Source organism: Microbacterium sp. AC026 (assembly GCF_979258475.1).
On record NZ_OZ409857.1, the window covers coordinates 3,236,002 to 3,260,916 of the forward strand.

At 68.1% G+C, this 24,915-nt stretch carries 25 protein-coding genes, 1 tRNA gene and 3 pseudogenes; 18 read left to right on the forward strand and 11 right to left on the reverse strand.

The genetic code is table 11. The annotated features are described in order from the left end of the window. Positions 1 to 15: 15 nt before the first annotated feature. Positions 16 to 699: a winged helix-turn-helix transcriptional regulator gene (locus tag ACZZ93_RS16370; RefSeq protein WP_053097321.1), complete on the reverse strand. Its 684-nt coding sequence runs from the start codon at positions 697 to 699 to the stop codon at positions 16 to 18. Positions 700 to 771: 72 nt separating this feature from the next. On the opposite strand from ACZZ93_RS16370, the gene ACZZ93_RS16375 reads away from it, so the two are divergent. The 3 genes from ACZZ93_RS16375 to ygfZ all read left to right on the forward strand — a co-directional run bounded on the left by ACZZ93_RS16375 (position 772) and on the right by ygfZ (position 2,949). Continuing rightward, positions 772 to 1,059, forward strand: coding sequence for a hypothetical protein (locus tag ACZZ93_RS16375; RefSeq protein ID WP_053099202.1), 288 nt, complete (start codon positions 772 to 774; stop codon positions 1,057 to 1,059). A gap of 164 nt (positions 1,060 to 1,223) precedes the next feature. Continuing rightward, entirely contained in the window at positions 1,224 to 1,826 is a 603-nt protein-coding gene (locus tag ACZZ93_RS16380; RefSeq protein WP_053097319.1) for a nitrobindin family protein, read from the forward strand. A 1-nt stretch (position 1,827) separates the two neighbouring features. Next, positions 1,828 to 2,949 carry a CAF17-like 4Fe-4S cluster assembly/insertion protein YgfZ gene (ygfZ, locus tag ACZZ93_RS16385; RefSeq protein ID WP_463511584.1) on the forward strand — a complete coding sequence of 374 codons (1,122 nt, stop codon included), beginning with the start codon at positions 1,828 to 1,830 and terminating at the stop codon, positions 2,947 to 2,949. Between the two features lie 22 nt (positions 2,950 to 2,971). Here ygfZ and ACZZ93_RS16390 read toward each other — a convergent pair whose 3' ends face one another. Continuing rightward, positions 2,972 to 3,796 (reverse strand): methyltransferase domain-containing protein, encoded by an 825-nt coding sequence (locus tag ACZZ93_RS16390; RefSeq protein WP_463511585.1) that lies wholly within the window; start codon positions 3,794 to 3,796, stop codon positions 2,972 to 2,974. 60 nt (positions 3,797 to 3,856) lie between these two features. On the opposite strand from ACZZ93_RS16390, the gene ACZZ93_RS16395 reads away from it, so the two are divergent. Further along, positions 3,857 to 4,606 (forward strand): phosphoglyceromutase, encoded by a 750-nt coding sequence (locus ACZZ93_RS16395; RefSeq protein WP_187250566.1) that lies wholly within the window; start codon positions 3,857 to 3,859, stop codon positions 4,604 to 4,606. A 61-nt stretch (positions 4,607 to 4,667) separates the two neighbouring features. Here the strand turns inward: ACZZ93_RS16395 and phoU are convergent, their stop codons facing one another. Continuing rightward, positions 4,668 to 5,366: a phosphate signaling complex protein PhoU gene (phoU, locus tag ACZZ93_RS16400; protein ID WP_053097311.1), complete on the reverse strand. Its 699-nt coding sequence runs from the start codon at positions 5,364 to 5,366 to the stop codon at positions 4,668 to 4,670. A 668-nt stretch (positions 5,367 to 6,034) separates the two neighbouring features. On the opposite strand from phoU, the pseudogene ACZZ93_RS16405 reads away from it, so the two are divergent. Both ACZZ93_RS16405 and ACZZ93_RS16410 read left to right on the forward strand, forming a co-directional pair. Beyond that, positions 6,035 to 6,640: pseudogene (locus ACZZ93_RS16405) on the forward strand (sensor histidine kinase); the annotation flags it as partial. A 160-nt stretch (positions 6,641 to 6,800) separates the two neighbouring features. Continuing rightward, the gene (locus ACZZ93_RS16410; RefSeq protein ID WP_053097307.1) at positions 6,801 to 7,484 is read left to right on the forward strand and encodes a response regulator transcription factor; all 684 of its coding nucleotides are present in this window, start codon (positions 6,801 to 6,803) and stop codon (positions 7,482 to 7,484) included. Between the two features lie 91 nt (positions 7,485 to 7,575). Here ACZZ93_RS16410 and ACZZ93_RS16415 read toward each other — a convergent pair whose 3' ends face one another. Then, on the reverse strand, positions 7,576 to 8,112 hold the full coding sequence (locus tag ACZZ93_RS16415; RefSeq protein ID WP_083569359.1) for a DNA modification methylase: 537 nt from the start codon (positions 8,110 to 8,112) through the stop codon (positions 7,576 to 7,578). Between the two features lie 136 nt (positions 8,113 to 8,248). On the opposite strand from ACZZ93_RS16415, the gene ACZZ93_RS16420 reads away from it, so the two are divergent. The 6 genes and pseudogenes from ACZZ93_RS16420 (at position 8,249) to ACZZ93_RS16445 (ending at position 13,801) form a co-directional block, all read left to right on the forward strand. Next, positions 8,249 to 8,731 carry a CarD family transcriptional regulator gene (locus tag ACZZ93_RS16420; RefSeq protein WP_053097304.1) on the forward strand — a complete coding sequence of 161 codons (483 nt, stop codon included), beginning with the start codon at positions 8,249 to 8,251 and terminating at the stop codon, positions 8,729 to 8,731. Positions 8,732 to 8,803: 72 nt separating this feature from the next. Beyond that, positions 8,804 to 10,003, forward strand: coding sequence for a 2-C-methyl-D-erythritol 4-phosphate cytidylyltransferase (gene ispD / locus ACZZ93_RS16425; protein ID WP_463511762.1), 1,200 nt, complete (start codon positions 8,804 to 8,806; stop codon positions 10,001 to 10,003). A gap of 91 nt (positions 10,004 to 10,094) precedes the next feature. After that, positions 10,095 to 10,685: a short chain dehydrogenase gene (locus ACZZ93_RS16430; RefSeq protein WP_056279884.1), complete on the forward strand. Its 591-nt coding sequence runs from the start codon at positions 10,095 to 10,097 to the stop codon at positions 10,683 to 10,685. Positions 10,686 to 10,746: 61 nt separating this feature from the next. Next, positions 10,747 to 12,149: pseudogene (cysS, locus tag ACZZ93_RS16435) on the forward strand (cysteine--tRNA ligase). After that, entirely contained in the window at positions 12,142 to 13,149 is a 1,008-nt protein-coding gene (gene rlmB, locus ACZZ93_RS16440) for a 23S rRNA (guanosine(2251)-2'-O)-methyltransferase RlmB (protein ID WP_463511586.1), read from the forward strand. The pseudogene cysS and the gene rlmB overlap by 8 nt, the downstream one beginning before the upstream one ends. 10 nt (positions 13,150 to 13,159) lie before the next feature. Next, a complete protein-coding gene (locus tag ACZZ93_RS16445) occupies positions 13,160 to 13,801 on the forward strand; it encodes an NAD(P)-dependent oxidoreductase (protein WP_363521387.1) in 642 nt (213 codons plus the stop codon). A 2-nt stretch (positions 13,802 to 13,803) separates the two neighbouring features. Here ACZZ93_RS16445 and ACZZ93_RS16450 read toward each other — a convergent pair. Further along, positions 13,804 to 15,106: pseudogene (locus ACZZ93_RS16450) on the reverse strand (DUF4032 domain-containing protein). Between the two features lie 80 nt (positions 15,107 to 15,186). Further along, positions 15,187 to 16,290, reverse strand: a complete 1,104-nt coding sequence (locus ACZZ93_RS16455) for an ABC transporter ATP-binding protein (protein ID WP_053097292.1) — start codon at positions 16,288 to 16,290, stop codon at positions 15,187 to 15,189. A gap of 229 nt (positions 16,291 to 16,519) precedes the next feature. On the opposite strand from ACZZ93_RS16455, the gene ACZZ93_RS16460 reads away from it, so the two are divergent. Beyond that, a complete protein-coding gene (locus tag ACZZ93_RS16460; protein WP_463507718.1) occupies positions 16,520 to 17,488 on the forward strand; it encodes a DsbA family protein in 969 nt (322 codons plus the stop codon). A gap of 42 nt (positions 17,489 to 17,530) precedes the next feature. Continuing rightward, positions 17,531 to 17,603 (forward strand) — tRNA-Thr (locus ACZZ93_RS16465). A 72-nt stretch (positions 17,604 to 17,675) separates the two neighbouring features. On the opposite strand, the gene ACZZ93_RS16470 is transcribed toward ACZZ93_RS16465, so the two are convergent. Next, positions 17,676 to 18,782, reverse strand: coding sequence for a tyrosine-type recombinase/integrase (locus tag ACZZ93_RS16470; protein ID WP_463499693.1), 1,107 nt, complete (start codon positions 18,780 to 18,782; stop codon positions 17,676 to 17,678). Positions 18,783 to 18,949: 167 nt separating this feature from the next. Here ACZZ93_RS16470 and ACZZ93_RS16475 point away from each other — a divergent pair, with 167 nt between their 5' ends. Continuing rightward, entirely contained in the window at positions 18,950 to 19,378 is a 429-nt protein-coding gene (locus ACZZ93_RS16475; RefSeq protein WP_400341901.1) for a hypothetical protein, read from the forward strand. A 9-nt stretch (positions 19,379 to 19,387) separates the two neighbouring features. Then, a complete protein-coding gene (locus ACZZ93_RS16480; protein ID WP_053097287.1) occupies positions 19,388 to 19,648 on the forward strand; it encodes a hypothetical protein in 261 nt (86 codons plus the stop codon). A gap of 71 nt (positions 19,649 to 19,719) precedes the next feature. Here the strand turns inward: ACZZ93_RS16480 and ACZZ93_RS16485 are convergent, their stop codons facing one another. Both ACZZ93_RS16485 and ACZZ93_RS16490 read right to left on the reverse strand, forming a co-directional pair. Continuing rightward, entirely contained in the window at positions 19,720 to 21,027 is a 1,308-nt protein-coding gene (locus tag ACZZ93_RS16485) for a hypothetical protein (protein WP_463499699.1), read from the reverse strand. A 22-nt stretch (positions 21,028 to 21,049) separates the two neighbouring features. Further along, positions 21,050 to 21,373, reverse strand: a complete 324-nt coding sequence (locus tag ACZZ93_RS16490) for a hypothetical protein (protein ID WP_053097283.1) — start codon at positions 21,371 to 21,373, stop codon at positions 21,050 to 21,052. 69 nt (positions 21,374 to 21,442) lie between these two features. Between ACZZ93_RS16490 and ACZZ93_RS16495 the strand changes: the two genes are divergently transcribed. Together ACZZ93_RS16495 and ACZZ93_RS16500 are read left to right on the forward strand one after the other, a co-directional pair. Further along, positions 21,443 to 21,634, forward strand: coding sequence for a DUF3263 domain-containing protein (locus tag ACZZ93_RS16495; RefSeq protein WP_463499701.1), 192 nt, complete (start codon positions 21,443 to 21,445; stop codon positions 21,632 to 21,634). A 307-nt stretch (positions 21,635 to 21,941) separates the two neighbouring features. Then, the gene (locus tag ACZZ93_RS16500; protein ID WP_463499704.1) at positions 21,942 to 22,895 is read left to right on the forward strand and encodes an aldo/keto reductase; all 954 of its coding nucleotides are present in this window, start codon (positions 21,942 to 21,944) and stop codon (positions 22,893 to 22,895) included. A 26-nt stretch (positions 22,896 to 22,921) separates the two neighbouring features. On the opposite strand, the gene ACZZ93_RS16505 is transcribed toward ACZZ93_RS16500, so the two are convergent. Both ACZZ93_RS16505 and ACZZ93_RS16510 read right to left on the reverse strand, forming a co-directional pair. Next, on the reverse strand, positions 22,922 to 23,614 hold the full coding sequence (locus ACZZ93_RS16505) for a response regulator (RefSeq protein ID WP_463499706.1): 693 nt from the start codon (positions 23,612 to 23,614) through the stop codon (positions 22,922 to 22,924). Further along, positions 23,611 to 24,774: a sensor histidine kinase gene (locus tag ACZZ93_RS16510; RefSeq protein WP_463511587.1), complete on the reverse strand. Its 1,164-nt coding sequence runs from the start codon at positions 24,772 to 24,774 to the stop codon at positions 23,611 to 23,613. Before ACZZ93_RS16510 ends, ACZZ93_RS16505 begins: the two co-directional genes overlap by 4 nt. Positions 24,775 to 24,915 lie beyond the last annotated feature (141 nt).

The following is a 24,915-nucleotide window of genomic DNA, read 5'->3' on the forward strand; positions in this document are numbered from 1 at the left end:
CTGACCTCTCGTGCGTCAGCGCGCAGCGGCGACCGGCTCCTCGTCGTAGACGTTGAATCGGTAGCCGACGTTGCGCACCGTGCCGATGATCTGCTCCTGGTCGCCCAGCTTCGCCCGCAGTCGACGGACGTGCACGTCGACCGTTCTGGTGCCGCCGAAGTAGTCGTATCCCCACACCTCGCTGAGCAGCTGCTCGCGGGTGAACACGCGAGAGGGGTGCGTGGCGAGGAAGTGCAGCAGCTGGAACTCCTTGTAGGTGAGGTCCAACGGGCGTCCGCGGAGCTTCGCCGAATAGGACTGCTCGTCGATCGTGACGCCCGACGCCTGTACGCGGGTCGGTTCGGCGACCTCGTCACGGCGTGCGAGTGCGAGCCTGACCCGCGCGTCGGTCTCGGCCGGCCCCGCAGTCGACAGCAGCACGTCGTCGATGCCCCACTCGCCCGAGAGGGCGCTCATGCCGCCCTCGGTGACGACGAGCAGCAGCGGGGCGTCCTGCCCTGTGGCCCGCAGCAGGCGGCAGAGGGACTTCGCCCCGACGAGATCGAGACGACCGTCGACGATCACGATGTCGTACTCGGGGGCGCTCACGAGTTGGGCGGGCTCGGCCGGGATCTGACGCACTCGATGGCTGAGGAGCTCGAGTGCGGGCAGGACCTGCTCCGAGACCGGAGCATTGGTCAACACCAGGACCTGGGCCACACGCACTCCTTCCGGACGGCGGGGTACGCCGTGCCGCAATGATACCGGGCGCTGATGGGTGACAATGGAGTCATGACGGATCCAGCGCTCGCACCGCGTAATGCTTTCGTCGGCGTGCTCATCGTCTGGGCCGTCGCCTTGGTGGCCGCTGTCGGCGTGGGCATCTTCGTCGCCGAGGAGTGGCGGGTGCCGTGGCTGCTCGTCGCGTTCGGCGCGATCGTGCTCCTCTCCTTCGCCGTGCAGCTGCAGTACGGGCGCACACAGGGCTTCATCTTCCGTGTGGGCGCCAGCACGATCGGCGCGCTGCTGCTGATGGGCGTGATCTCCGTCGGCTTCGGCCTGGCCGCACTCCTCACCTGATCCGCAGACGAGACACCGGGTCTACCGCAGGGTAAAGTGGTGGCCATGGATCTCATGGCGCTCGAACTCTTCTTCATCGGCCTCTTGGGCCTGGCGAGCCTCGCGATCGCCTTCGTCTCGGTCGTCGTGCTGAGAAACCTCTTCCGCGGCCAGCGCTGAGCATCGTGCTCGAGCTCCCCACCGATCTCCCCGCCGACCTCGCGCCGCTCTCGTGGCTCATCGGCGTCTGGGAGGGAACCGGCGTCATCGACTATCCGGTCGGCGACGAGCGTCTACAGGGTGAGTTCACGCATCGCGTGAGCTTCAGCCACGACGGCGGTCCGTTCCTCAACTACTCGGCCACTGCGACGTTCACCGGCGACGACCAGGCGGTCTCCCTCCCGCTCGTCGCCGAGACCGGTTTCTGGAGACTCAGCCGTCCGGCCACCGCCGCCGATCCCGGCCCCGGGCTGCTGCCGCCGCTGACCGAGCCGGTCACGCGCGGCGTCGACGACGTCGAGCAACTGCGCGCGGCATCGGGCGGATTCCCGATCGAGGTCTCTCTCGCACACGCCGACGGGACGCTCGAGCTCTACCTCGGCGAGATCAACGGTCCGCGCATCGACATCGCCTCCGACGCGATCGTCCGCGGTGCGGGTGCCAAGGAGTACGGCGCCGCGACGCGCATGTACGGACTCGTCGACAACCACCTGCTCTGGGCCTGGGACATCGCGGCTCTCGGCACTCCTATGCGGGCGCACGCGTCGGCACGATTGGCCAAGGTCTGACATGACCGGTTTCTCCGGCATCCCCGGCGCGGTGACCGGCGACGGCGGGATCGCCCACTTCGGCGACGCGTTCCGTGAGCAGCGTCGCCTCGCCTCAGGCGGGGCGATCGTGCCGCTCGACGACCGGACGGTCATCGAGGTCGCGGGCCCCGAACGACTCGGATGGTTGGATTCCATCACCTCGCAGTCCGTCGGTCGGCTCGCGCCCGGCGAGAGCACCGAGATGCTCGTGCTCGATCCCCAGGGGCGCGTCGAGCACGCCGCCGGCGTCCTCGACGACGGGGCATCGACCTGGCTCATCGCGGATGCCGGCGACGCCGAGGCGTTGGCGACCTGGCTGACGCGGATGAAGTTCCGCACACAGGCCACCGTCGCCGTGCGTCCCGATCTCGCGCTGCTCGGCTTCGTCGACGGAGGCGCGGCGGCTGAGCATGCGGCAGCTGCGGCATCCGCTCCTGCGGGCGCACCGCTGATCTGGACCGATCCGTGGCAGCGCGTGAGCGCGGGCGGTCACCAGTACGCCGAGGTCCTCGATCACCCGGGTGCAGACCTCGCCTGGAAGGTGGCCATCGCGACCGCCGAGGCAGCAGATGCGCTGGCAGCGACGCTCTCACCGGAAGAGGTCGCCGGACTCCTCGCCGCCGAGGCACTGCGCATCGCCGCCTGGCGACCGCGGTGGTCGGCCGAGGTCGACGAGCGCTCGCTGCCGCACGAGTCCGACTGGATCCGCACCGCCGTGCACCTCAACAAGGGCTGCTACCGCGGACAGGAGACCGTCGCGAAGGTCCACAACCTGGGTCACCCGCCGCGCAGGCTCGCGGCACTGCACCTCGACGGCAGCGAGGCCGTGCTGCCCGCGGTCGGCGATGCGGTGCTCGCGGGCGACGACGAGGTCGGTCACATCACGTCGGTCGCCCGGCACCATGAAGACGGACCCATCGCGCTCGCGATCCTGTCGCGTCGCACGCCGGTCGGCGATCTCGTCGTCCGCGCCGAGGGGGCCGACATCGCCGCGACGCAGCAGGTGATCGTGCCGGCGGATGCCGGTGCCACGGCCGACATCCCTCGTATCACCCGACTGTCCCGACGCCCGAGCGCACCGGATCCGCGCCAGGCGGGCTGACTCGCGGGGCGAGCAGTGCCCTTCACGGGAGCGGCGCGACCGCATCCCAGGGGAGCGTGAGCTCACCGAGTCGCCACCGGCTCTTGACGCCGAGCACGGGCCAGCCCTGCTCGCGCAGAGCGGCGACCGCGCCCAGGAATCTCTGCGTCGCTCCGAAGGTCGACAACGGCGCCGCACGGCTCCACTCGCGATCGAGGTCGACGAGCAGGGCGTGCACGCGCTCGCCGGGCACGTTGCGGTGGATCAGCGCTTTCGGCAGCCGCTCCGCGACGATGCTCGGATGCTCGAGATCCGCGAGACGCAGCGAGATCGTGAACCGGAGCGGCGATCCGGTCGGGTCGACGTCGACCCAGCTCGACACCCGACCGATCTCGTCGCAGGTGCCCTCGACGAGCAGGCCCTCGGGAGCGAGGCGCCCGGCCATCGTGCTCCAGGCCGCGGCGACATCGGACTCGTCGTACTGGCGGAGCACGTTCATCGCGCGGATCACCGCGGGGCGCCGCCCGGCAGGCAGAGGCACCTCGAATCCACCGCGAGCGAAGGAGACGCGCAGATCGGGCGAGAAGGCGGTGTTCCCTGCCTGCACCTCGACCAGCTGCTGAGTCGCGGTCGCGACTCTGACCGGATCGATCTCGAGGCCGCGCACCTCGGCATCCGCTCGCACGCGCTGCAGTCGGGTGGCGAGCTCGAAGGCGGTCACCCCGCTGGCGCCGTAGCCGAGGTCGATGACGAACGGATCCGCGGCGCGGCGGAACGCGGGGCTCACCGCGATCCAGCGGTCGTTGCGGCGCAGCCTGTTCGTCCCGGTGGTGCCGCGGGTCGGCCGACCGAGGGGAGATGACGCCATGCGTCAATCCTCGCAGGGCATGGGCGTGGACGCGTCCGGCTGCGCCGATAAACTGGGGCCATGACTTCGAAGCGCACCCTGATCCTGCTCCGTCACGGCCGGAGCGAGTGGAACGAACTGAACCTCTTCACCGGATGGGTGGACGTCCGCCTGAACGAGCAGGGCCGGAACGAGGCCCGCCGAGGCGGCGAGCTCCTGGCGGAGGCGGGCATCCTGCCCGACGTGCTGCACACCTCGCTGCTCAGCCGTGCGATCCAGACCGCGAACATCGCGCTCGACGCGGCCGACCGTCTGTGGATCCCGGTCACGCGCTCGTGGCGCCTCAACGAGCGTCACTACGGCGCTCTGCAGGGCAAGGACAAGGCGCAGACGCTCGAGGAGTTCGGTCCGGAGCAGTTCCAGCTGTGGCGCCGTTCGTTCGACGTGCCGCCGCCCGTGCTCGACGACGACAGCGAGTTCAGCCAGGTGAATGACGTGCGCTACGCCGACATCGACGGCGAGGTGCCGCGGACGGAGTCGCTGAAGCTCGTCATCGATCGCCTGCTGCCGTACTGGGACGACGCGATCGTCCCCGACCTCGAAGCAGGCAAGACGGTCCTCGTCACCGCGCACGGCAACTCGCTGCGCGGCCTCGTGAAGCACCTCGAGGGCATCAGCGACGATGACATCGCCGAGCTGAACATCCCCACCGGCATCCCGCTCGTGTACGAGCTCGACGAGAACAACGTCCCCACCGGTCCCGGCCGCTACCTCGACCCCGAGGCTGCCGCCGCCGGTGCTGCCGCCGTGGCAGCGCAGGGCAAGAAGTAACACCGCAGACGAAGGGGGCGGATGCTGACAGCATCCGCCCCCTTCGTCGTGTCATCGGCGCTCAGGCGTGGCCGAGCTCCTGCTGCTGCTCGACCGCGAGGGCGATGTCCTCCTCCTCGATGCGCCAGTCGCCGGTCGCCAGGTAGATGACCTTCTTGGCGACCGCGACCGCGTGGTCTGCGAAGCGCTCGTGGTAGCGGCTGGCGAGAGTCGCGTCGACGGTCGCCGTGGCCTCGCCCTTCCAGTTGTCGCTGAGCACCTTCTCGAAGACGCTGGCGTGCAGCTCGTCGATGTCGTCGTCGGTGTTGCGGATGGTGTCGGCCAGCTTCAGGTCCTGGGTTCGCAGCAGCTCGGAGAGCGTGCGCGAGATCTCGACGTCCAGCTCGCCCATCTTCGTGAAGGTGCCCTTGAGGCCCTTCGGGATCGCGCGCTCGGGGAAGCGCAGGCGCGCGAGCTGGGCGATGTGCTCGGACATGTCGCCCATGCGCTCGAGCGAGGCGCTCACGCGCAGTGCGGTGACGACGACGCGCAGGTCTCGCGCGACCGGCTGCTGGCGGGCGAGGATCTCGATGGCCTGCTCGTCGAGCGCCACGGCCAGCGCATCGATCTTGGCGTCATCGGCGATGACCTCTTCGGCCAGCTCGACATCGCTCGTGGCGAAGGAGCGGGTGGCCTTGTCGATGGAGACCGTGACGAGGTCGGCGATCTCCACGAGCTGGGACTGCAGGTCCTCGAGGGACTGATGGAAGACTTCGCGCATGTCGGCGCAACCTTTCGTTCGGGTCTCGGCTGTGGTGTCAACGCGAGACGGCCGGGCCGCTCGCACGAGAGGAGAGCACAGCGCTCCCGCACAGGCCCGAAAGCGATTGTCTGCTCCGAAGGTTAACGAACGGTGCCCAGCACGTGAATAGTACTTCTCGCCGTGGCTCAGGGGCGGGCGAACCCGCCGATCCGCGGGTGAACGCACTCTACGCTGGGGTTATGACCTTGCCGCAGATCGCGCTGCTCGCGTTGGCCGTCGGCCTCGTGATCGGCGTCGGCCTCTCCCTTCTCGTGGCCTGGGCATACCGTGCGCGGGCGCGCGTGGCCGATGAGACCTCGCTCGTGGTCCCGGAGGGTGTGACCGCCGTGCTCGGCAGCATGGACGATGCGGCATGCGTGGTCGACTCGTCCGGACTCGTGCTCGCCGTCTCGAAGGCGGCGACCAGGTTCGGCATCGAGGTGGGCGCACCCCTGGAGAACCCCGAGCTGCGTCAGCTCGTGCGTGGCGGACGCATCGAAGGCAGTTCGGCGACCGAGTCGCTGCGCATCACGCGCGGCGGGCTCAGCCTCGATCCACGGCTCGTGTCGGCTCGGGCGAGCGCCATCAGTCCGCGCATGACGCTGCTGATCATCCGCGACGTCACGGAGCAGGAGCGCCTCGATCAGATGCGCCGAGACTTCGTGGCGAACACCAGTCACGAGCTCAAGACCCCTGTGGGAGCCGTCACTCTGCTTGCCGAGGCCATCGAATCGGCGGCCGACGACCCTGCTCAGGTGCGCCACTTCGCGACCCGGATCTCGGCCGAAGCCGCACGTCTCGGTCAGCTGACCGGTCGGATCATGAGTCTCTCGAGACTGCAGACCGACGATGCGCTGTCCGATGTGCGGCCCGTCTCGATCGACGAGGTTCTCGCCACCGCGCTCGAGGCGCATGTCGTGCAGGCCGACTCCGCCGGGGTCGAACTCGCCCGCGGCGGCGATCGCGGAGTCTGGGTGCGCGGCGACTCGCAGATCCTCATCGAGGCCTTCGGCAACCTCATCGCCAACGCGATCGTCTACTCCCCGAAGGGATCGCGCGTCGGCATCGGTGTGAAGGCCGATGAAGGGGTGGTCGAAGTGGCGGTCTCGGACCAGGGCATCGGGATCGCGGAGGCGGATCGGGAGCGGATCTTCGAGCGCTTCTACCGGGCGGACGAGGCGCGGTCCCGCCGCACCGGCGGAACGGGGCTCGGACTCTCGATCGTCAAGCATGCGACACAGCGCCACGGCGGCGAAGTACGCCTCTGGTCGCGCCCCGGACGAGGCTCGACCTTCACCATCAGGCTTCCGAGGATCGACGCTCCCCGAGCATCGACAAGGACCAGAAGAACAAGAAGAAGCGCGAGCGCAAAGCGGCCAAGGCCGCGGCTCGCGTCCGAAACGGAGAGAACGCATGACCCGCATCCTTCTCGTCGAAGACGAGCCCGACCTCGCCGACCCGCTCGCCTACCTCCTGCGCCGAGAGGGGTACGAGGTCGAGATCGCCGAGGACGGTCCAGGGGCGCTGGCCGCCTTCCGCGAGCGTGGCGCCGACGTCGTGCTCCTCGACCTGATGCTGCCCGGCATGCCGGGCACCGAGGTGTGCCGGCAGATCCGCTCGACCTCGGCGGTGCCGATCATCATGGTCACGGCCAAGGACTCGGAGGTGGACATCGTCGTCGGACTCGAGCTCGGCGCCGACGACTACGTCACAAAGCCGTACTCTTCCCGCGAGCTGCTCGCCCGGATGCGCGCGGTCCTTCGTCGCGTGGTGCAGGCCGACAGCGAGCTCGACGAGCGCGTGCTCGACGGGGGACGCGTCTCGCTCGACATCGATCGCCACACCGTCTCGGTCGCCGGACAGCAGATCAACATGCCTCTGAAGGAATTCGAGCTCCTCGAGGTGCTGATGCGCAATTCAGGTCGAGTGCTCACGCGCGGTCAGCTGATCGACCGCGTGTGGGGGAGCGACTACTTCGGAGACACGAAGACGCTCGACGTGCACATCAAGCGGATCCGCTCCCGCATCGAAGAGAACCCGGGGGAGCCCGTCATGCTCGTCACGGTTCGCGGTCTCGGGTACCGCTTCGAGGGCTGACGCAGTCGTCGGACGGCACGCCCGCCCCCATGACGGAGAAGAGGCCGGCACCCCGCAGGGTGTCGGCCTCTTCGTCAGCGTGTGCGCCGGCTCACTCCGCCGGAGCGGGGGCAGCCGTGTCCGTGGGGGCCGGCTCGGGCGTCGGCGTCGACTCCTGCTCCGTGGGCACGAGGTCGGCGTAGTACGGCAGAGTGCCGTCGAGAACGGGAACCTGAGTCTTCGTGCCGGCACCGTCGCCCGACTGGAAGTGGATCTCGATGGTCGCGCCGGGCATGGTGTCGAGTCCGTCGATGCGCAGCGGCTCCTCGTCGGCACCGAAGCTGACGGTCTTGCCCGCGGGCACGGAGACGGTGAACGGCTCATCGGAGCCCGACACGGTCATCGTGAGCGTCGCCTTGTCGGCGGTCGGGTTGACCACGGCGCCGATGAAGTTGCCGACCGATCCGTCTTCGTTCGCGACGATGAAGGCATTGCGCACGTCGATGGGGCCGTCGGAGTCCGAGACGTTGACGCCGTCGGAGGCGGAGTATTCGATCGTCGTCGCCTGCGGCGAGATGAACGTGCAGCCCGTCGCGCCCAGAAGAACGAGGGCGCTGATGGCGGCAGACGCAACAAGGCGCGATTTCACGGGTCCTCCTGAGGTACGACGGGATATCCGCGTCCCATTCTATGCGCATGCGGGGCACCGCCCGAGGACGCGGCGGCGCGAACCTTAGCGCATGTCCCCTGTGGTATCCTTGAGGTTGCCGAAAGGACAAGTTTTTATGCTTTTTGAGGTTGGCGAAACTGTCGTCTATCCGCACCATGGCGCTGCGACCATCATCGAGGTCAAGGAGCGCATCATCAAGGGTGAGGCGAAGAAATACCTGAAGCTCAACGTGACCCAGGGGGACCTCATCATCGAGGTGCCTGCGGAGAACGTCGATCTGGTCGGGGTCCGCGATGTCATCGGCCGGGAGGGGCTCGACAACGTGTTCGAGGTGCTCCGCGCTCCGTTCACCGAAGAGCCCACGAACTGGTCTCGTCGTTACAAGGCGAACCTCGAGAAGCTCGCCTCCGGCGATGTGATCAAGGTGAGCGAGGTCGTCCGCGACCTGTGGCGTCGGGATCAGGACCGCGGTCTGTCGGCCGGTGAGAAGCGGATGCTGGCGAAGGCTCGTCAGATCCTCATCTCGGAGCTGGCTCTGGCGGAGAAGACCGACGAGGACAAGGCGAGCGCGCTGCTCGACGAGGTCCTCGCTTCCTGAGCGGATCGAGACAAGGCGGGTGCTTCGGCATCCGCCTTTTTCGTGCGCGCCGGTAACGTGAACCTGGTGAGCATGCTTCCCGTCCCTGACACCGCGATCATCGTCGTCGCCGCCGGCTCCGGCACGCGACTGGATGCCGGAGCGCCCAAGGCGTTCGTCGGCATCGACAGCCATTCGATCCTCCGCCACGCGCTCGACGGCGTCTTCGCGGCGGCGCCCGCGCAGGTCATCGTGGTCGCCCCCGCAGGGTTCGAGGGCGACGCGGAGACCGAGGTGCGTGCTGCGGCCGGCGATCGCGTCGACCTCGGCAGGGTCGTGACGGGCGGAGAGACCAGGCAGCAGTCGGTCGCCGCCGGTCTGAAGGCCCTGTGGGGAGACATCACGCGAGTTCTCGTGCATGACGCGGCGCGCGCGCTGACCCCGCCGGAGGTGATCGACGCCGTGGCCCGGGCGATCGACGGCGAGACAGGGGTCATCCCGACGCTCCCCGTCGTCGACACGCTCAAGCGGGTCGACGGAGACGCGGTCATCGCGCCGGTGGATCGCTCCGAGCTCGCGGCAGCGCAGACGCCGCAGGGCTTTCCGCGCGCCCTTCTCGAGGCCGCCTACGATGCTGCGAGCGGCTCGGACGTCGAGTACACCGATGATGCGGCGTTGTTCGCCGCCGCCGGACATCTCGTGCGTCAGATCCCGGGTTCGCCCAGCGGATTCAAGATCACCACGCCCGCCGACCTCGAGCGCGCCCGCCAGCTGCTGGCGGCTCTCGCCATTCCGGCACCCGAGCTCGCCCCGACGTGGACGGGACCCCGGGTCGGCCTCGGCACCGACGTGCATGCATTCGGCGGAGACGGGAACCTGTGGCTCGCCGGCCTGCAGTGGCCGGGGGAGCCGGCGCTCTCCGGGCACTCCGACGGCGACGCCGTCGCTCACGCGATCGTGGACGCGCTGCTCGGCGCTGCAGGGCTCGGAGACATCGGCGAGCACTTCGGCACCGCACACCCCGAGTACGCCGGCGCACACGCGGACGTCTTCCTCGCCCGCACCCGGGAGATCCTCGCCGAGGCCGGCTTCGCGATCGGCAATGTCTCGGCGCAGTTCCAAAGCAATCGACCGCGCTTCAGCACGCGACGCGCGGAGGCGGAGCAGGTCCTGTCCACCGCGCTCGGTGGCGCGCCGGTCTCCGTCACGGCGACCACGACCGACGGACTCGGGTTTCCCGGGCGAGGCGAGGGGATCGCGGTGACGGCAGTCGCGATGGTGCATGCGGTCTGACAGGCGTCGCGGATTGCGCGGGAATGTCTCAGCATCCGCGCTCGTTGTCGGAGAACGTCGTGCGATCGTCGCGCGATCCGGAGGAGGCAGCATGAGGATCCTGGTCATCGGAGCCAGTGGACAGGTCGGCCGCACGGCCGTCGACGCGTTGGCCGGACACGAGGTCATCTCGGCGTCGCGCAGCAGCGAGCCGTCCGTCGATGTCACCGACTCGGCGTCGGTGGAGCACCTCTTCGCCTCGGTCGGACAGATCGATGCCGTGATCGTCGCCGTGGGAGAGGTGCCCTTCCGCTCGCTCGACGAGCTGAGCCGGAGCGACTACGAAGCGGCTTTCCGCGGCAAGGTGCTGTCGCAGCTCGACGTCGTGCGCATCGGCACGTCGTATGTGCGCGACGGCGGCTCGATCACGCTGACCTCCGGCATCCTCTCGCGCGAGCCGATCGCCACCGGCGCCGCGGCGTCGCTCGCGAACGGAGCCATCGAGTCCTTCGTCGTCGCCGCGGCGACCGAGCTGCCCCGCGGCATCCGCATCAACGCCGTGAGCCCGTCGGTGCTCGCGGATGCGCCGTCGTATCACTCGTCGTTCCCCGGCTTCGTGCCCGTGTCGTCGCACCGCGTGGGGCAGGCCTTCGCGAAGAGCGTGCTCGGCGTGCAGACCGGGCAGGTCTACCCGGTCGACTGAGCGGCGGCAGGGCCGGGGTCACACCCAGTCTTCGGATTGCGCCGCCCGGTAAGCTTGTGCGGTGACTCTCCGCCTCTACGACACCCGTGCACAGCAGCTGCGCGACTTCGTGCCTCTCGATCCCGAGAACATCACGATGTACGTCTGTGGAGCCACCGTGCAGTCCGGCCCTCACATCGGTCACGTCCGAGCGGCGCTGAGCTTCGACCTCCTGCGGCGCTGGCTGACTCACCGCTACGGCCGCGTCACGTTCGTGCGCAACATCACCGACATCGACGACAAGGTGCTCGTCAACGCGACGGACGTCGAGCCGTGGTGGGCGCTCGCATACCGCATGGAGCAGGAGTTCACCGCAGCGTATGCCGGCATCGGCATCCTGTCCCCGACTTATGAGCCGCGCGCGACGGCGTCCGTCCCGCAGATGCAGGAGCTGATCGCGATCCTCATCGAGCGCGGCCACGCGTACCCTGCACCGGACGGTTCCGGCGACGTCTACTTCGACGTCCGCTCCTGGACGGAGTACGGGTCGCTGACGAACCAGTCCGTCGACGCGATGGAGGCGGCGGAGGATGCCGACCCTCGCGGCAAGCGCAACCCGCAGGACTTCGCGCTGTGGAAGGGTGCCAAGCCCGACGAGCAGGCGGATGCCGTGTGGCAGTCGCCCTGGGGCGCAGGTCGCCCCGGCTGGCACATCGAATGCTCGGCGATGTCCAAGCGCTACCTCGGATCCGAGTTCGACATCCACGGCGGAGGCCTCGACCTGCGCTTCCCCCATCATGAGAACGAGCTCGCCCAGTCGACCGCGGCCGGAGACGGCTTCGCACGCTACTGGGTGCACAACGGCCTCGTGACGGTCGGCGGACAGAAGATGTCGAAGTCTCTGGGCAACTTCACCCTGGCGAGCGATGTGCTCTCGGAGCGGGATCCGCAGGTGGTGCGCTACGCACTCGCCGCCGCGCACTATCGCTCGAGCCTCGACCTCTCGGAGTCGTCGTGGACCGAGGCAGAGGCGGCACTCGGCCGCATCCGCACGTTCGTCGAGCGCGCTGAACGCATGCTTCCGAAGACCTTCGGCTGGGGGAGCGCACGCCGCTGCCCGAGGCGTTCGCCACCGCGATGGATGACGACCTCGGCATCCCGCAGGCGCTCGGAGTCCTGCACGACACCGTGCGCGCGGGCAATGCGGCACTCGACGCCGGTGATGCCGACGGCGCCGGGACGGCGAGGAGCGAGGTGCTCGCGATGCTCGACGTCCTCGGATTCGAGCGCGTGGGTGTCGCGTCGACGGGCGATGCGCAGGCCTCTGCTCTCGACGCGCTCGTGCAGACGATGATCACCCAGCGCGCGCAGGCGCGCGCTGACAAGGACTGGGCGGCGGCCGATCGCATCCGTGATGCGATCGCCGCGGCAGGAATCACGCTGGAGGACTCTCCGGCCGGAACTCATTGGAGTATCGATGGCTAAGCCACAGCGCCCCGGCGCAAGCAACGGCAAGAAGAAGGGCCCCACCAAGGGCACCGGCGGACTCGGACGCAAGTCCCTCGAGGGCCGCGGACCGACCCCGAAGGCGGAGGACCGCGCCTGGCACCCGGCCGGCAAGCGCAAGGCCGCGGCCGAGCGCTATGCGGCATCGGGCGGAAAGGGCAAGCCGGGGCATCGTCAGACGTCCGGCGGCAACCCGAACCGCTCGGCCCGCGCGAAGGACAACACCACCGAGGTCGAGGTCGTCACCGGCCGCAACTCGGTGCTCGAGGCTCTTCGGGCGAAGATCCCCGCGTCGGCGTTCTACATCGCGCAGCGCGTCGAGATGGACGACCGCGTCAAGGAGATGCTGTCGATCGCCACCCACCGCGGTATCCCGGTGCTCGAGGTCACGCGTCAGGAGCTCGACCGCATGGCCGGCTTCGACGGAGTCCACCAGGGCGTCGCCGTCAAGGTGCCGCCGTACGAGTACGCGCACCCGCAGGACCTCCTCGAGGCCGTCATCGACAAGGGCGAGGTCCCGCTGTTCGTCGCCCTCGACGGCATCACCGACCCCCGCAACCTCGGCGCGATCATCCGCTCGACCGGTGCGTTCGGCGGACACGGCATCATCCTGCCGCAGCGTCGTTCGGCCGGTGTGAACTCGGCAGCCTGGAAGACGAGTGCCGGTGCTGCGGCACGCGTGCCGGTCGCACTGGCGACCAACCTCACCACGCAGCTCAAGGAGTTCAAGAAGCAGGGCGTGTTCGTGCTCGGCCTCGACGGCGACGGCGACGTCCTGCTGCCCGAGCTGCAGCTGGCCGACCGCCCCGTCGTGATCGTGACCGGTTCAGAGGGCAAGGGCCTCTCGCGTCTGGTCGCCGAGACCTGCGATCAGATCGTGTCGATCCCGATCTCGGCCGTGACCGAATCGCTCAACGCCGGCATCGCGACCTCGGTCGCGCTCTACCAGGTGTCGTCCATCCGTAACGCGAAGAAGTAGGGGAGAAGTCATGGCTCGGATCGTCGTGCTCGGAGGAACCGGCTACGCCGGACGCCACATCGTGTCCGAGGCGGTGAGCCGCGGCCATGACGTGATAGCGATCTCACGCAGCACGCCGACCGATGCTGTCGACGGCGCCTCGTACGTGCAGGGCTCGGCGCTGGACGCCTCGTCGCTCGCGAACGCCTTCGACGGAGCGGATGCCGTCGTCTCGGCCCTCTCGCCGCGTGGCGACATGGCGGACCGCGTGCTCGAGGCGCTGACGAACGTCATTGCGGAGCTCGCCGATACGAGCACCCGTCTCGGCGTGGTCGGCGGCGCCGGTGGAAGCCTGGTCGCCCCGGATGGCCCGCGCCTCTTCGACCTCGACTTCCCTGAGGAGTATAAGCACGAGGCACAGGTCGGCATCGACTCGCTCGCACTGCTCCAGAGCACGGACCGGTCGCTGGACTGGTTCTTCATCCACCCGGCCGAGGTCTTCGGACCCTGGGCCGAGGGTGAGCGCACCGGTCACTATCGCGATGGTGGAGATGTGCTCGTGCGTGACGCCGAGGGCAAGTCCTTCATCTCGGGGGCGGACTTCGCGGTCGCGGTGGTCGACGAGATCGAGCGCCCGGTGCACCGTCGCGGACGCTTCACGGTCGGGTACTGACCTCAGACGAGGTCGCGCCAGTCGACCTCGTCGTCGTCATCGGCGACGGAGTGCGTGCCTGTGATGACGGGCAGGCTCATCGTCTCGGTGGGCGGGCCCATGATGGTCGCCTCGTCGCGGCGGTGGCGCAGCACCTCGTTGATGTAGCTCGTGAGGACCTCGGCGAGCGGGACTGAGCGTCCCTGCGCCTGAGAGAGATACCACCGGTGCTCGAGCACCTGGTGGAACACCTCTGCGGGTTCGAGCTTGGCGCGCAGCTCCCAGGGGATCGCACGCACAACGGGCTCGAACACGCGGGTCAGCCATTCGTGCGCGTACATCTCCTCGTCGACCCACTGCTTGGTCGAACGGGCACGGAACTCGTCGAGATCGTTGAGCAGGCGGCGGGCCTGGTTCTCCTCGACGTCCAGGCCCGTGAGGCGGATCAGGCGGCGCTGGTGGTGTCCGGCATCCACCACCTTCGGCTGGATCTCGACGACCGTGCCGTCGGAGGTCGTCGACATCGACATCTCGTCGATGTCGAATCCGAGGGCGTTGAGGCGTTCGACGCGCTCCGTGATGCGCCAGGTCTCCGCCGCGGCGAAGGACTCCTGCACCGTCAGCTCCGCCCACAGCGAGTGGTACGACGAGACGATGCCGTCGGCGATCGCGACCGCGTCGACGCCGTGCTCGAGCCGTCCGCCGGCCGCGAGATCCATGATCTCCCCGGCGATGTTGGTGCGGGCGAGGTCGAGGTCGTAGAGGCGCTGCCCGTCGGTGAGCCCCTCCTCGTGCAGTTCACCGGTCTCGGCGTCGACGAGGTAGGCCGCGAAAGCGCCGGCGTCCCGGCGGAAGAGCGTGTTCGAGAGCGAGACGTCACCCCAGTAGAAGCCGACGTTGTGCAAGCGCACCAGGAGCACCGCGAGGGCGTCGACCAGGCGATTCGCCGTGTCGGGGCGCAGCACCCGGGTGAAGAGGGCGCGATACGGCATGGAGAAGCGCAGGTGCGAGGTGACGAGCGCGGCGGGGAGCGGTTCGCCGGCGGCATCCGATCGCCCCGCGATCACGGCGACGCGGTCGACGCAGGGCACATCGAGCCTGGCCAGGTTGCCGAGCATCTCGTACTCGCGCCTCGCCATCTCATCGGTCGTCTCTTTGACCGCGACGACCTTGCCCGAGAGGTCGGCGAAGCGCACCAGATGCCGTGACAGCCCCTTGGGAAGCGACACGATCTGTTCGGACGGCCACTTGCCGAGGGGGTCGACCAGGGAGGGCGAGCAGGGCCGGGTCGATCGAGCTCGCCGTGATCCGCAGCGCATCCTGCATGTCTCTCCAGTGGGTCGGGGCGGAAAAGAAGAAGCGGCGCGGGCGACCGAAGTCAGCCCGCGCCGCGTCAGTGGGTCCGATCAGGCGGAGACGATCGGCTTGTCGTTCAGACGAACGCCCGACTCGATGTCGAACGCGTGCACGTGGCCCGCGTTCGCCGCGAGGGTGACGGTCTCACCGGCGTTGGGGTGGCTGCGACCGTCGACACGTGCGACCAGGTCGGCGCGCTTGCCGTTGATCTCGGTGTGACCGTAGAGGTAGCCGTCAGCGCCGAGCTCCTCGACGAGGTCGACGACGACCGAGAGGCCCTTGCCGTCGGCGGGGCCGACGGTGATGTCCTCGGGGCGGACGCCGACGGTGACCTGCGAGCCGTTGGCGCGGCCCACGGTGTCGCGGTCGAGCGGGACGACCTCGGTGCCGAAGCGCACGCCGCCGTCTGCCAGGTCTGCGCTGAACAGGTTCATCGCGGGCGAGCCGATGAACCCGGCGACGAAGACGTTCTCGGGCTTCTCGTACAGGTCACGCGGCGAACCGACCTGCTGGAGGAGTCCGTCCTTCAGCACGGCGATGCGGTCGCCCATGGTCAGAGCCTCGGTCTGGTCGTGCGTGACGTAGACCGTGGTGACGCCGAGGCGGCGCTGCAGCGACGCGATCTGCGTGCGCGTCTGGACGCGGAGCTTGGCGTCGAGGTTCGACAGCGGCTCGTCCATGAGGAAGACCTGGGGCTGACGGACGATCGCGCGACCCATCGCGACACGCTGACGCTGACCACCCGAGAGGGCCTTCGGCTTGCGGGTCAGGTACTCCTCGAGGTCGAGCAGCTTCGCGGCCTCGAGCACGCGGCTGGCGCGCTCTTCCTTGCCGACGCCGGCGATCTTGAGCGCGAAGCCCATGTTCTCGGCGACCGTCATGTGCGGGTACAGCGCGTAGTTCTGGAACACCATCGCGATGTCGCGGTCCTTCGGCGGCACGTCGGTGACGTCGCGGTCACCGATGAGGATGCGGCCGGCGTTGACCTCTTCGAGGCCGGCGAGCATACGCAGCGATGTGGACTTTCCGCAGCCGGAGGGGCCGACGAGAACGAGGAACTCGCCGTCAGCGACCTCGAGGTTGAGCTTGTCGACAGCCGGGCGGGTTCCGCCGGGGTAGAGGCGGGTGGCCTCGTCGAAAGTCACAGATGCCATTGTGTTTCTCCTTCACCGGCAGGTACGTGCCGGACGATCCGTAGTGATAGAGCGGCGGAGTGATCCGCCGTGACCCCTCATCGGGTCGGGATCAGTATGGCAGATGCCCGTGCATCTGGGTATTTCTCAGCCTGGCTGGTTAACATCGATCTCGGCCGCTTAACGCGGCGTTCGCCGCCCGAGTGGCGTCCGGGGCCACCCTGCCCCCCTGAGACTGTCTAGAGGAACGATGTCGAGCGACGAGACGCCGAACGTCCCCAGCCCTCGCAATTCGCGTGAGGTCGTGCGGGAGAAGGCACAGAAGGTGCATGCCCAGCAGTCGAGGGCGCGCGTGATGCGACGAATCATCCTCGGCGCGATCGCCGTCGTCGCCGTCGGCGCCATCGGCACCGCGATCACGCTCGCCGTCTCTGCACAGGTCTCGAAGCCGCAGCTCACCCCGGGCGGGATGAGCGACGACGGCATCCTCGTCTCCGACATCAGCGCGTCCGCGATGTCCGACGAGACGGTCGCGCCTCCGAGCCCGGAGGAGACCGAGGCGGGTGGCGAGACGACGCCGACCCCGGAGCCCACCACGTCGAGCACGGTCGACATCCACATCTACGTCGACTACCTGTCGCCGGATGCCGGTGAATTCGAGCGTGCCAACGCGCGCCAGCTCGTCAACTGGATCTCGGAGGGTGCGGCGACGGTCACCTACCACCCGGTCGCGCTGCTCACCGCGAGCTCGAACGGCACCAAGTACTCCCTGCGTTCGGCGGCGGCCGCGGCCTGTGTCGCTACGCACTCGCCGGCACAGTTCTACGCGTTCAACCACGACCTGCTCGATGACCAGCCCGAGGTGAACACCGACGGCTTCTCCGATTCTCAGCTGGCCGACATCGCCGGCGCGGTCGGCTCGGACAACGTCAAGAGCGTCCGGTCGTGCATCGAGGATCAGGACTACGTCACCTGGGCGAAGGAAGCCACGTCCCGTGCGCTGGAGGGCCCGCTCGTCGGTTCGGACGACCTCGTGCTGACTGCCGCGCCCATGATCGTCGTGAACGGCGAGGCCTACGTCGGCGCCCTCGACGACCCGAGCGAGTTCTCCCAGTTCGTGCTCACGGTCGCAAGTGACGCGTACTACGCCACCGAGACTCCGACTCCCGCGCCGACCGAGACCACGGAGCCTGCACCTGCGGAGACCCCGGCGCCGTAGTTCGTCGGTGCCCGCCGCCCATCGCTAAGCTGGGTGGTGTCCGCCGACTTGGCGCAATTGGTAGCGCACCGTACTTGTAATACGGGGGTTGCAGGTTCAAGTCCTGTAGTCGGCACAAGAAATCCCAGTTCATAGCGAAGAAAACCGCCCCGGTTCCGTTTCGGAATCGGGGCGGTTCGTTGTTTACTCATGGTTTTCGGACGAACAACTTCGACAGAACAAGTCCGGCAGCCGGGCCGCGGTGCACCTCGTCGGCGTAGTGCTTCAGCGTCGTGCGCTCCGACTCGTGGCCGAGCTGATCCTTTGCCGCTTCGACGCCGAGCTCGTCGCGCAGCACGGTCGCGACGGTCTTGCGGAAGCTCTTCGGCGTCGTGCCCTTCCAGTCCGTGTCGCGCAGCGCGTCGCGCCAGGAGGTCCGATAGTTGTTCGGGTGACGGAACGTCCCCACGCTGGACGCGAAGACGAACGCCGAATAGGACGCCACGCGCCGACGCATCAGCATGTCGACGAGATGATCGGGCAGCTCGAGCTCGCGGTATCCGGCGTCCGTCTTCGTGAACTCCTGGACGAAGAACTTCCCGTCACGGTCCTGCGCGATCGTGCGCCGGATCGTGGCGAGCTTCGCGTCGAGGTCGAGCTGATCCCACTGCAGCGCGAGCAGCTCGCCGGTACGGACTCCGGTGCCGATGATCATGTCCGTCGTGTCGAGCAGCTCACTCGCGCGCGGCCGCCGGCGTCGCCGGTCGTCGGCGGGCCTCCGCTCGGTTCCGGCGTCCCACTCCTCGAAGCGGGCACGCATCGCCCGCACGACCTCGAGGTTCGGGGCGGCGCGCCTGGTCGTGCGCTTCCGCTTCTCCGGTGCTGGAACGTCGGTCATCGGGTTCGGGCGCACGGCGCCGTGGCGCGCAGCGAGCGTGAACATACCGCGCAGCACGACGTGCGTCGTAGTCGCGGTGCCGGGGCCCGAGGACTTCGTGAGCGCGGTGATGAATCGGTCGAGCCGCGGCACGCTGATCTCACTGAGCCGCACCGCGCCGAGGCCGGGGGAGATGTGCTTCTCGATCGCGTTCTTGTAGATCCGAATCGATCCCTCGGCGAGCCGCGCCTTCGAGTCGAGCCACATCGTCGCGAGGTCGCTCACGGTCGAGGCTGACGTGAGCATCTCGCTCGCCGGCGCGAGACGCTTCTTCAGCGCCTTGATCAGCATGCGCTCTGCCTCCGGGGCGGTGCGCCCCTGTCGCTGCATCAAACGGGTGACGCCATCGGAGTCCCGGTAGTAGGCGATCGCGATCATCGTTTCCCCGTCGCCGGAGCAAATCGCGCAGCAGGAAGCGCCGTCGTGGTTCGTGTCGGTGATCCTGCTCCTGCCGCTGCCGCTGCCTCTCTTCCGTCTGGACCTGCTCGCGACCGAGTGGGCCGACCGACGGGCGGTGGAGAGGCGGAAGCCGTTGGAGGTCGCGCGTGACTGATACCGGCATCATCGTCTCCGTCATCGCGCTGCTGTCGGGGGTGCTACTCGCGCTGATCGCGTTCTGGCGGTTTCGACGCAAGGACCGCGCCGACGCTCAGCAGGTCGAGGAAGGCACGATCTCCGGCCGATTCAAGGACGCCGACGCGCTCATGCGGTACATCGACGAGCGCGTCGACGAGCGCACCGCTCAGCTGGTTACGCAGCTTGAGGAGATGCGGGAGAAGCTCAAGACCGTCGGCGCCGAGTCGCACGAGATGCATGACGCTGTCCGAGCCCGCGAGACACAGCTCTGGCTCTGGAATCACCGCGGCCGCCCCGGCGACCTTCCCATGCTCCCCGAGCCCATCCTTCGACGCCTCGGCCTCGGCCACATGGTCGGCGACGACTGGCCCACTCAACCCCTCAACCCCAAGACCTAGGAGGTCACCATGAGCACGCCCACACAGACGCCGAACGTCGTCGTCCAGAACCCCACCGTCCGCAAGGCCGCTGGCATCGTCCTCGGCGCCGCTGGCATCATCCTCGGCACGGCAGTTGTCGTCGACGGCGCGACGGCCGCGTTCGACATCACCGAGATCACGACCCCGATCACCGCCGGCTACCTCTACCTGTCGAGCCTGTTCGGCCTCGCGGTGACCGTGCCGAACGTGCCGACTCCGCGCGCGCTTCTGCGCCGCGATCTTCGCTGAGCCCTGCACGGACACAGAAGACCCCCACCTAGCCTTCGGGCCGGGTGGGGGTCTTTCGTCGTTGTGGTGCGTTAGATCGCGGCGACTCTGTTGAGGAATCTCTCGACCGTCTGCCCCACGACTACGTCAGGCTTCAACTGATCGACTAGATCCCAGTCGAAGTCGGGCCCCCAGTGGAAGTGGAATTCGCTGAAGAGGTGCTTTCCCCACCAGGAGAGGTATCCGGCGAAGTCACCGGTTCCGAAGAAGGAGTTGCCGAAGATGAGCACCTTGAGCGGGCTCGGCGCGGTGCTGTTGGTCCACCTGAAACGCCGGCCCCTCATTCCGCCATCGGCAGGGAAGTGGTTCTCGATCATCGTGATGCCGTCCGCGTAGGCGGCAAGTTCATCGTCGCTCGGTTCGACGATCCGTGAGTAGAGAGGCAACTTGAAACGGCCGGTGAGGTCACCGACTGCATACCGGAACTGGTACATGCGAACGGCGTCGACGATGGGCACGAGCTGGGAGTCGATTTGCGCGGCGAGGGCGGAGAACATTCGCTGAGCGCCGACGGCTGAGAAGTGCGTGTCCGCCATCAGGAATGGATCGTCGACGTCGCTCCACTGCTCGAAGGGGGACAGGCCGCTGACGTAGAAGTCGGCGTCGCGCAGCCTGCTCTCGATCTCTTGGAGCACGGGGCTCGGACCCTCAATGTCGACAGGGGCATCGTCGCGCAGGACGGTCAGCTTCTCCGGGATGATGGTCTGCACGAAGCGCGTCCCACGTGCCTCGCAGCCTTCTCCTCGCTGGGCGAGCACATCCATCCACCGGTCAACTCGCGACATGAGTGCATCGTCGACAGGCTCGGCGTACAGCGACAGCAGGGAGTTGCTGCCCTCGGTGAGGAAGAGATGCCCGCGCAGACCGATGACCGCTGACCCATCCATCGACGGCAACCCGGCCGGCATGAGCATGGGGGACAGGTTGCCCGCCTCGACCTGGTGCTTCACCGCGTTCCGCTCTTCCGAAGACCAGAGGGTCGTCGACGACGACGACTCACCATTCAGTTCTTCGACGGCGGTCTTCTTCAGAGTGGCTAGACCGTCGGCTCCGAGGCTCAGAGCTGCTTCTCGACCATCACTCAGAGCCTTGACCTGGAACCGTCCGGATACGACATCGAGAGCGGTGAAGGCACGGGAGCACTCGAGGGAGAACCACGCATCTTGGGTCGTGATCTTCTGCAGGTCGTTACGAGTTGCGCTCGGTCTCGTTTCCCCGACGATCTCGCCGTCGAAGGTCGCGACCACGCGCACATCCCGGTTGTCTTCCGCCTCTTCGTCGTACACCCAGCCCCTGATGGTCTGCTTGCCGAAGTCGAAGCGTTCCGCGTATCCCCTCATTAGGCCAACTGTAGCGAACGGGTCACCTGCCGCGTTCTGGCCACGACGCACCTGCGTGCGCGGTCGGCGTCCGGTGGTCGGGCTGCGCGCGGCGGTTCGCGCCGATCGCGATCCACGGCTCGAGTCCGGGCAGCTCGCGCAGTGCGGTGCACAGGGTGATGATGTGGGCCTCTTCGAAGAACCCGACCCAGAGGCCGACGGACTCGGTGAGGATATCGAGCCGGTCGCCGGCAGTCGCGTAGAGCTCGGCGATCACAGGGCCCGGGTCGCTGGTGTACCTGTTGGGTGAGCAGATGGCGTCGAGTTCGATGCTGAGCATCACGTCGGGGGAGAGCCTTCGAGGCATGGCCGGGTGTCCTTCCTCCGGCCGAGATGATGAGTCTACGTCGCCGTGCCGACGTCGGTGGTTGGAGGGATGATCGGAACCGTGACGCCTGCTGACATCCTCGCTTTCGAGGCCGCCAACCCGCACCACACGCCGACCCGAGCCGAGCGCATCCGCCGCGAGCTCGGCATCACCCCGATCAGATACTTCGTGCTGCTCAGGCGTGCCGCCAGCTCGGCCGAGGGGATGGCAGCCGACGCGATCACCGCTCGGCGCCCGTGAACAGATGGCGATCCGCGCTGCTGCGCGGGCGCGCAGGACCGCGGCGTAACCCCTCGCTGATGCTCGTCGTATCCATGGTTTAGTCATGGTTTTCGAGGCGTACCAACCTGTACATGGTTGTACTGACCACGCGGAATCGCGCAGAGAGTCCAGAAAAGTACACGCATGGACACCGCATCCTTCAAACGGGGGTTGCAGGTTCGAGTCCTGTAGTCGGCACCGTCCAGCGGATCGCATCCGCGCCTCCCTCGACGACACAGATCGTCACACGGGAAATAGTGCGAGCAGAGCACACGTTCTCCCCGGTATGACTCGTATCGGAAACAGTGACCTAGACGTCTTCCCGCTCTCGCTCGGAGGCAACGTGTTCGGCTGGACAGCCGACCGTGATGCCTCGTTCGCCGTGCTCGACGCCTTCGTGGCGGGTGGTGGCGATTTCATCGACACCGCAGACGGGTACAGCTCGTGGGTGCCGGGCAACTCGGGCGGCGAGAGCGAGACGATCATCGGTGAGTGGCTCGCGTCACGCAAGCCCGAAGGCGTCATCGTGGCGACCAAGGTGAGCCAGCACCCGGAGTTCTCCGGGCTGTCGGCGTCGAACGTGCGCAGGGCCGCCGAGGCATCGCTCGCCCGACTGGGCGTCGACGCCATCGATCTCTACTACGCGCACTTCGACGATGAGACCGTGCCGCTGGAGGAGACGGTCACCGCATTCGGCGAGCTCGTCTCAGACGGCCTCGTACGCAACGTCGCGGTGTCGAACTACACTGCGCAGCGCATCCGCGAGTGGGTGGAGATCGCCCGTCGCACGGGATCGGCGTCGCCCGTCGCCGTGCAGCCCCACTACAACCTCGTTCACCGCAACGACGTCGAGGAGACGATCATCCCGGTGGCGCAGGAGTTCGGTCTGAGCCTGGTGCCCTACTACTCGCTCGCGAGCGGATTCCTCACCGGCAAGTACCGTTCGGCGGCCGTCGAGGGTCAGACCTCGCCGCGCGCCTCCGGTGCGGCCAAATACGCGACGGAGGCGGGGCTGCGCATCATCGACGCTCTCGAGGAGATCGGCGACGCCCACGGCGCCTCGATCGCGGCGACCTCGTTGGCGTGGCTGCGTGCTCAGCCGACGGTCGCCGCCCCGATCGCGAGTGCGCGGACGGTCGAGCAGGTTCCTGACCTTCTCGCCGGAGCGCGATTGGAACTGCGCGAGGACGAGATCGAGACGCTGAACCGCGTCTCCGAGTGGACACCGGCGAAGGCCTGAGGCTGTCGGCCTGTCCTCCGCCCTTGCTAAGAGCCCGAGGACAGGCCGCCGTCGACCAGACCCATCCTGTGAGCCAGGATGACCAGGTGGATGCGGTCGCGGGATCCCAGCTTCGACAGGATCCTGCCGACATGCGTCTTCACGGTGGATTCGCTGACGAACAGCGCCTGAGCGATCTCCGCGTTCGTGAGGCCGCGCGCGATCTCGACGAAGACGTCGCGCTCGCGGTCGGTGAGGTCTGCCGTCAGGTCCTCGGTCGCAGTGGCGGACGCTGCCGGTGTCGCGCCGAGCGTCGGGGTCACATGCTCCAGCAGCATCCGCGTGACCCGCGGTGAGAGGGCCGCGTCACCGCGGTGGATGGCTCGGATCGCCGAGATCATCTCGTGCCTCTGCGCGTCCTTCAGGAGGAATCCGCTCGCGCCGGCGCGAATCGCGCCGAAGGCGTACTCGTCGAGATCGAACGTCGTGAGCACCAGAACACGGGTGTCCGGATTCTCGCGGACGATGGCCTCGGTCGCCGCGATCCCGTCGAGCCCCGGCATCCGGATGTCCATCAGCACGAGGTCGGGACGGAGTCCGGACGCCTGGACGATCGCGTCATGCCCGTCCGCGGCCTCGCCGACCACGACCATGTCGGCCTCGGCGTCGAGCACCATCCGGAAGCCGACGCGGATGAGAGCCTGGTCGTCGACGAGGAGAAGCCTGATCGGCTCGGTCATGGTGCATCCTTCGGTTCGAGGTCAGCAGGATCGGCGGGCGACACAGGCAGCTCGGCGCGCAGCATCCACCGACCGCGTTCGACGGGTTCAGAGGTGATCGTGCCGCCCGAATGCGCGGCACGTTCCACGAGCCCGCGCAGGCCGAACCCGGTCGTGCCGACAGGGCCGGAGACGCCGTCGTTGAGGATCTCGACGATCACCGAATCCGAGGCGTAGATCAGCCTGACCTCGATCGACGTCGCCATCGGCGCGTGCCTCATGGCGTTCGTGACGCCTTCCTGCACGATGCGGCCGAGCGCATGCGACAGAGCGGTGGAGATCGAGGCGGTGCCTGTGACGGAGAGCGTCACCGGAAAACCGGCGCGCTGCGCCACTGCGACCGTCTCCTGCGGCGGCGTTGGCTCGAGAGGTGCCAGGGGGAGTGGCGAATCATCGGCGCGGAGGACTCCGAGCATCGCGCGCATCTCGGTGAGCGCGCTGCGAGCCGTCTCGGCGGCGGAGGACGCCGCCGTTCGTGCCTGCACGGGATCCGGTGTCGCGGCTGCGCCCTCGGACAGGGCGACGATCACCGTGAGCGAGTGCGAGACGATGTCGTGCATCTCGCGGGCGATGCGGGCGCGTTCGCCTGCTGCGGCCAGCTGGGCCTGCTGATCGCGTTCCACGAGCAGCTGGCGGGAGCGGTCGATCACCGCAGCCAGGTAGCGTTTGCGTCCTCCGACATTCACACCGATCAAAGTGCCGATGAGTCCGAGGACCAGCGACATCACGACGGCGTTCGCGGCGATCTGCAGAGTGATGACGCCGGTGAGGGTGAGCGCACCGGCGAGCGCCGCGAGCGATGCGATCGCGATGCCGAAGCCGGTCCACGCCGCCCGCGACGAGCGGTACACGGCGAGCGAGTAGCAGCTGACCAGCAGGACAGGAGCGCCGATCGGCTGAAGCGCGAAGAGGAACAGGGCTTCGAGTGCGAAAGATGCCACGAACGGCACCAGCGGGTGTCTGCGCCGCCAGAGCAGAGTCGCGCAGGTGCCGACCACCGCGGCGGGGACCAGGATCGCCACGCCGATGGCGAGGGGCATCGGAAGATCGCGGGTGATCGCACCAGCGGGAACGAGGGAGAGGAGCAGGCACAGGATCGTGATGACGACGTCGGCGACCACCGGATGCCGCGCCCAGAAACGGCGTAGGACGCCGGGGGACGCGGCAGCCGCAGCCCCTCGTCCTCGCGGACTGAGGTGCTGCGGCTGATCGGGGTGGTCACCGGCCGACTCTACGCGGATCGGTCATCGGTCGGCTCTCGG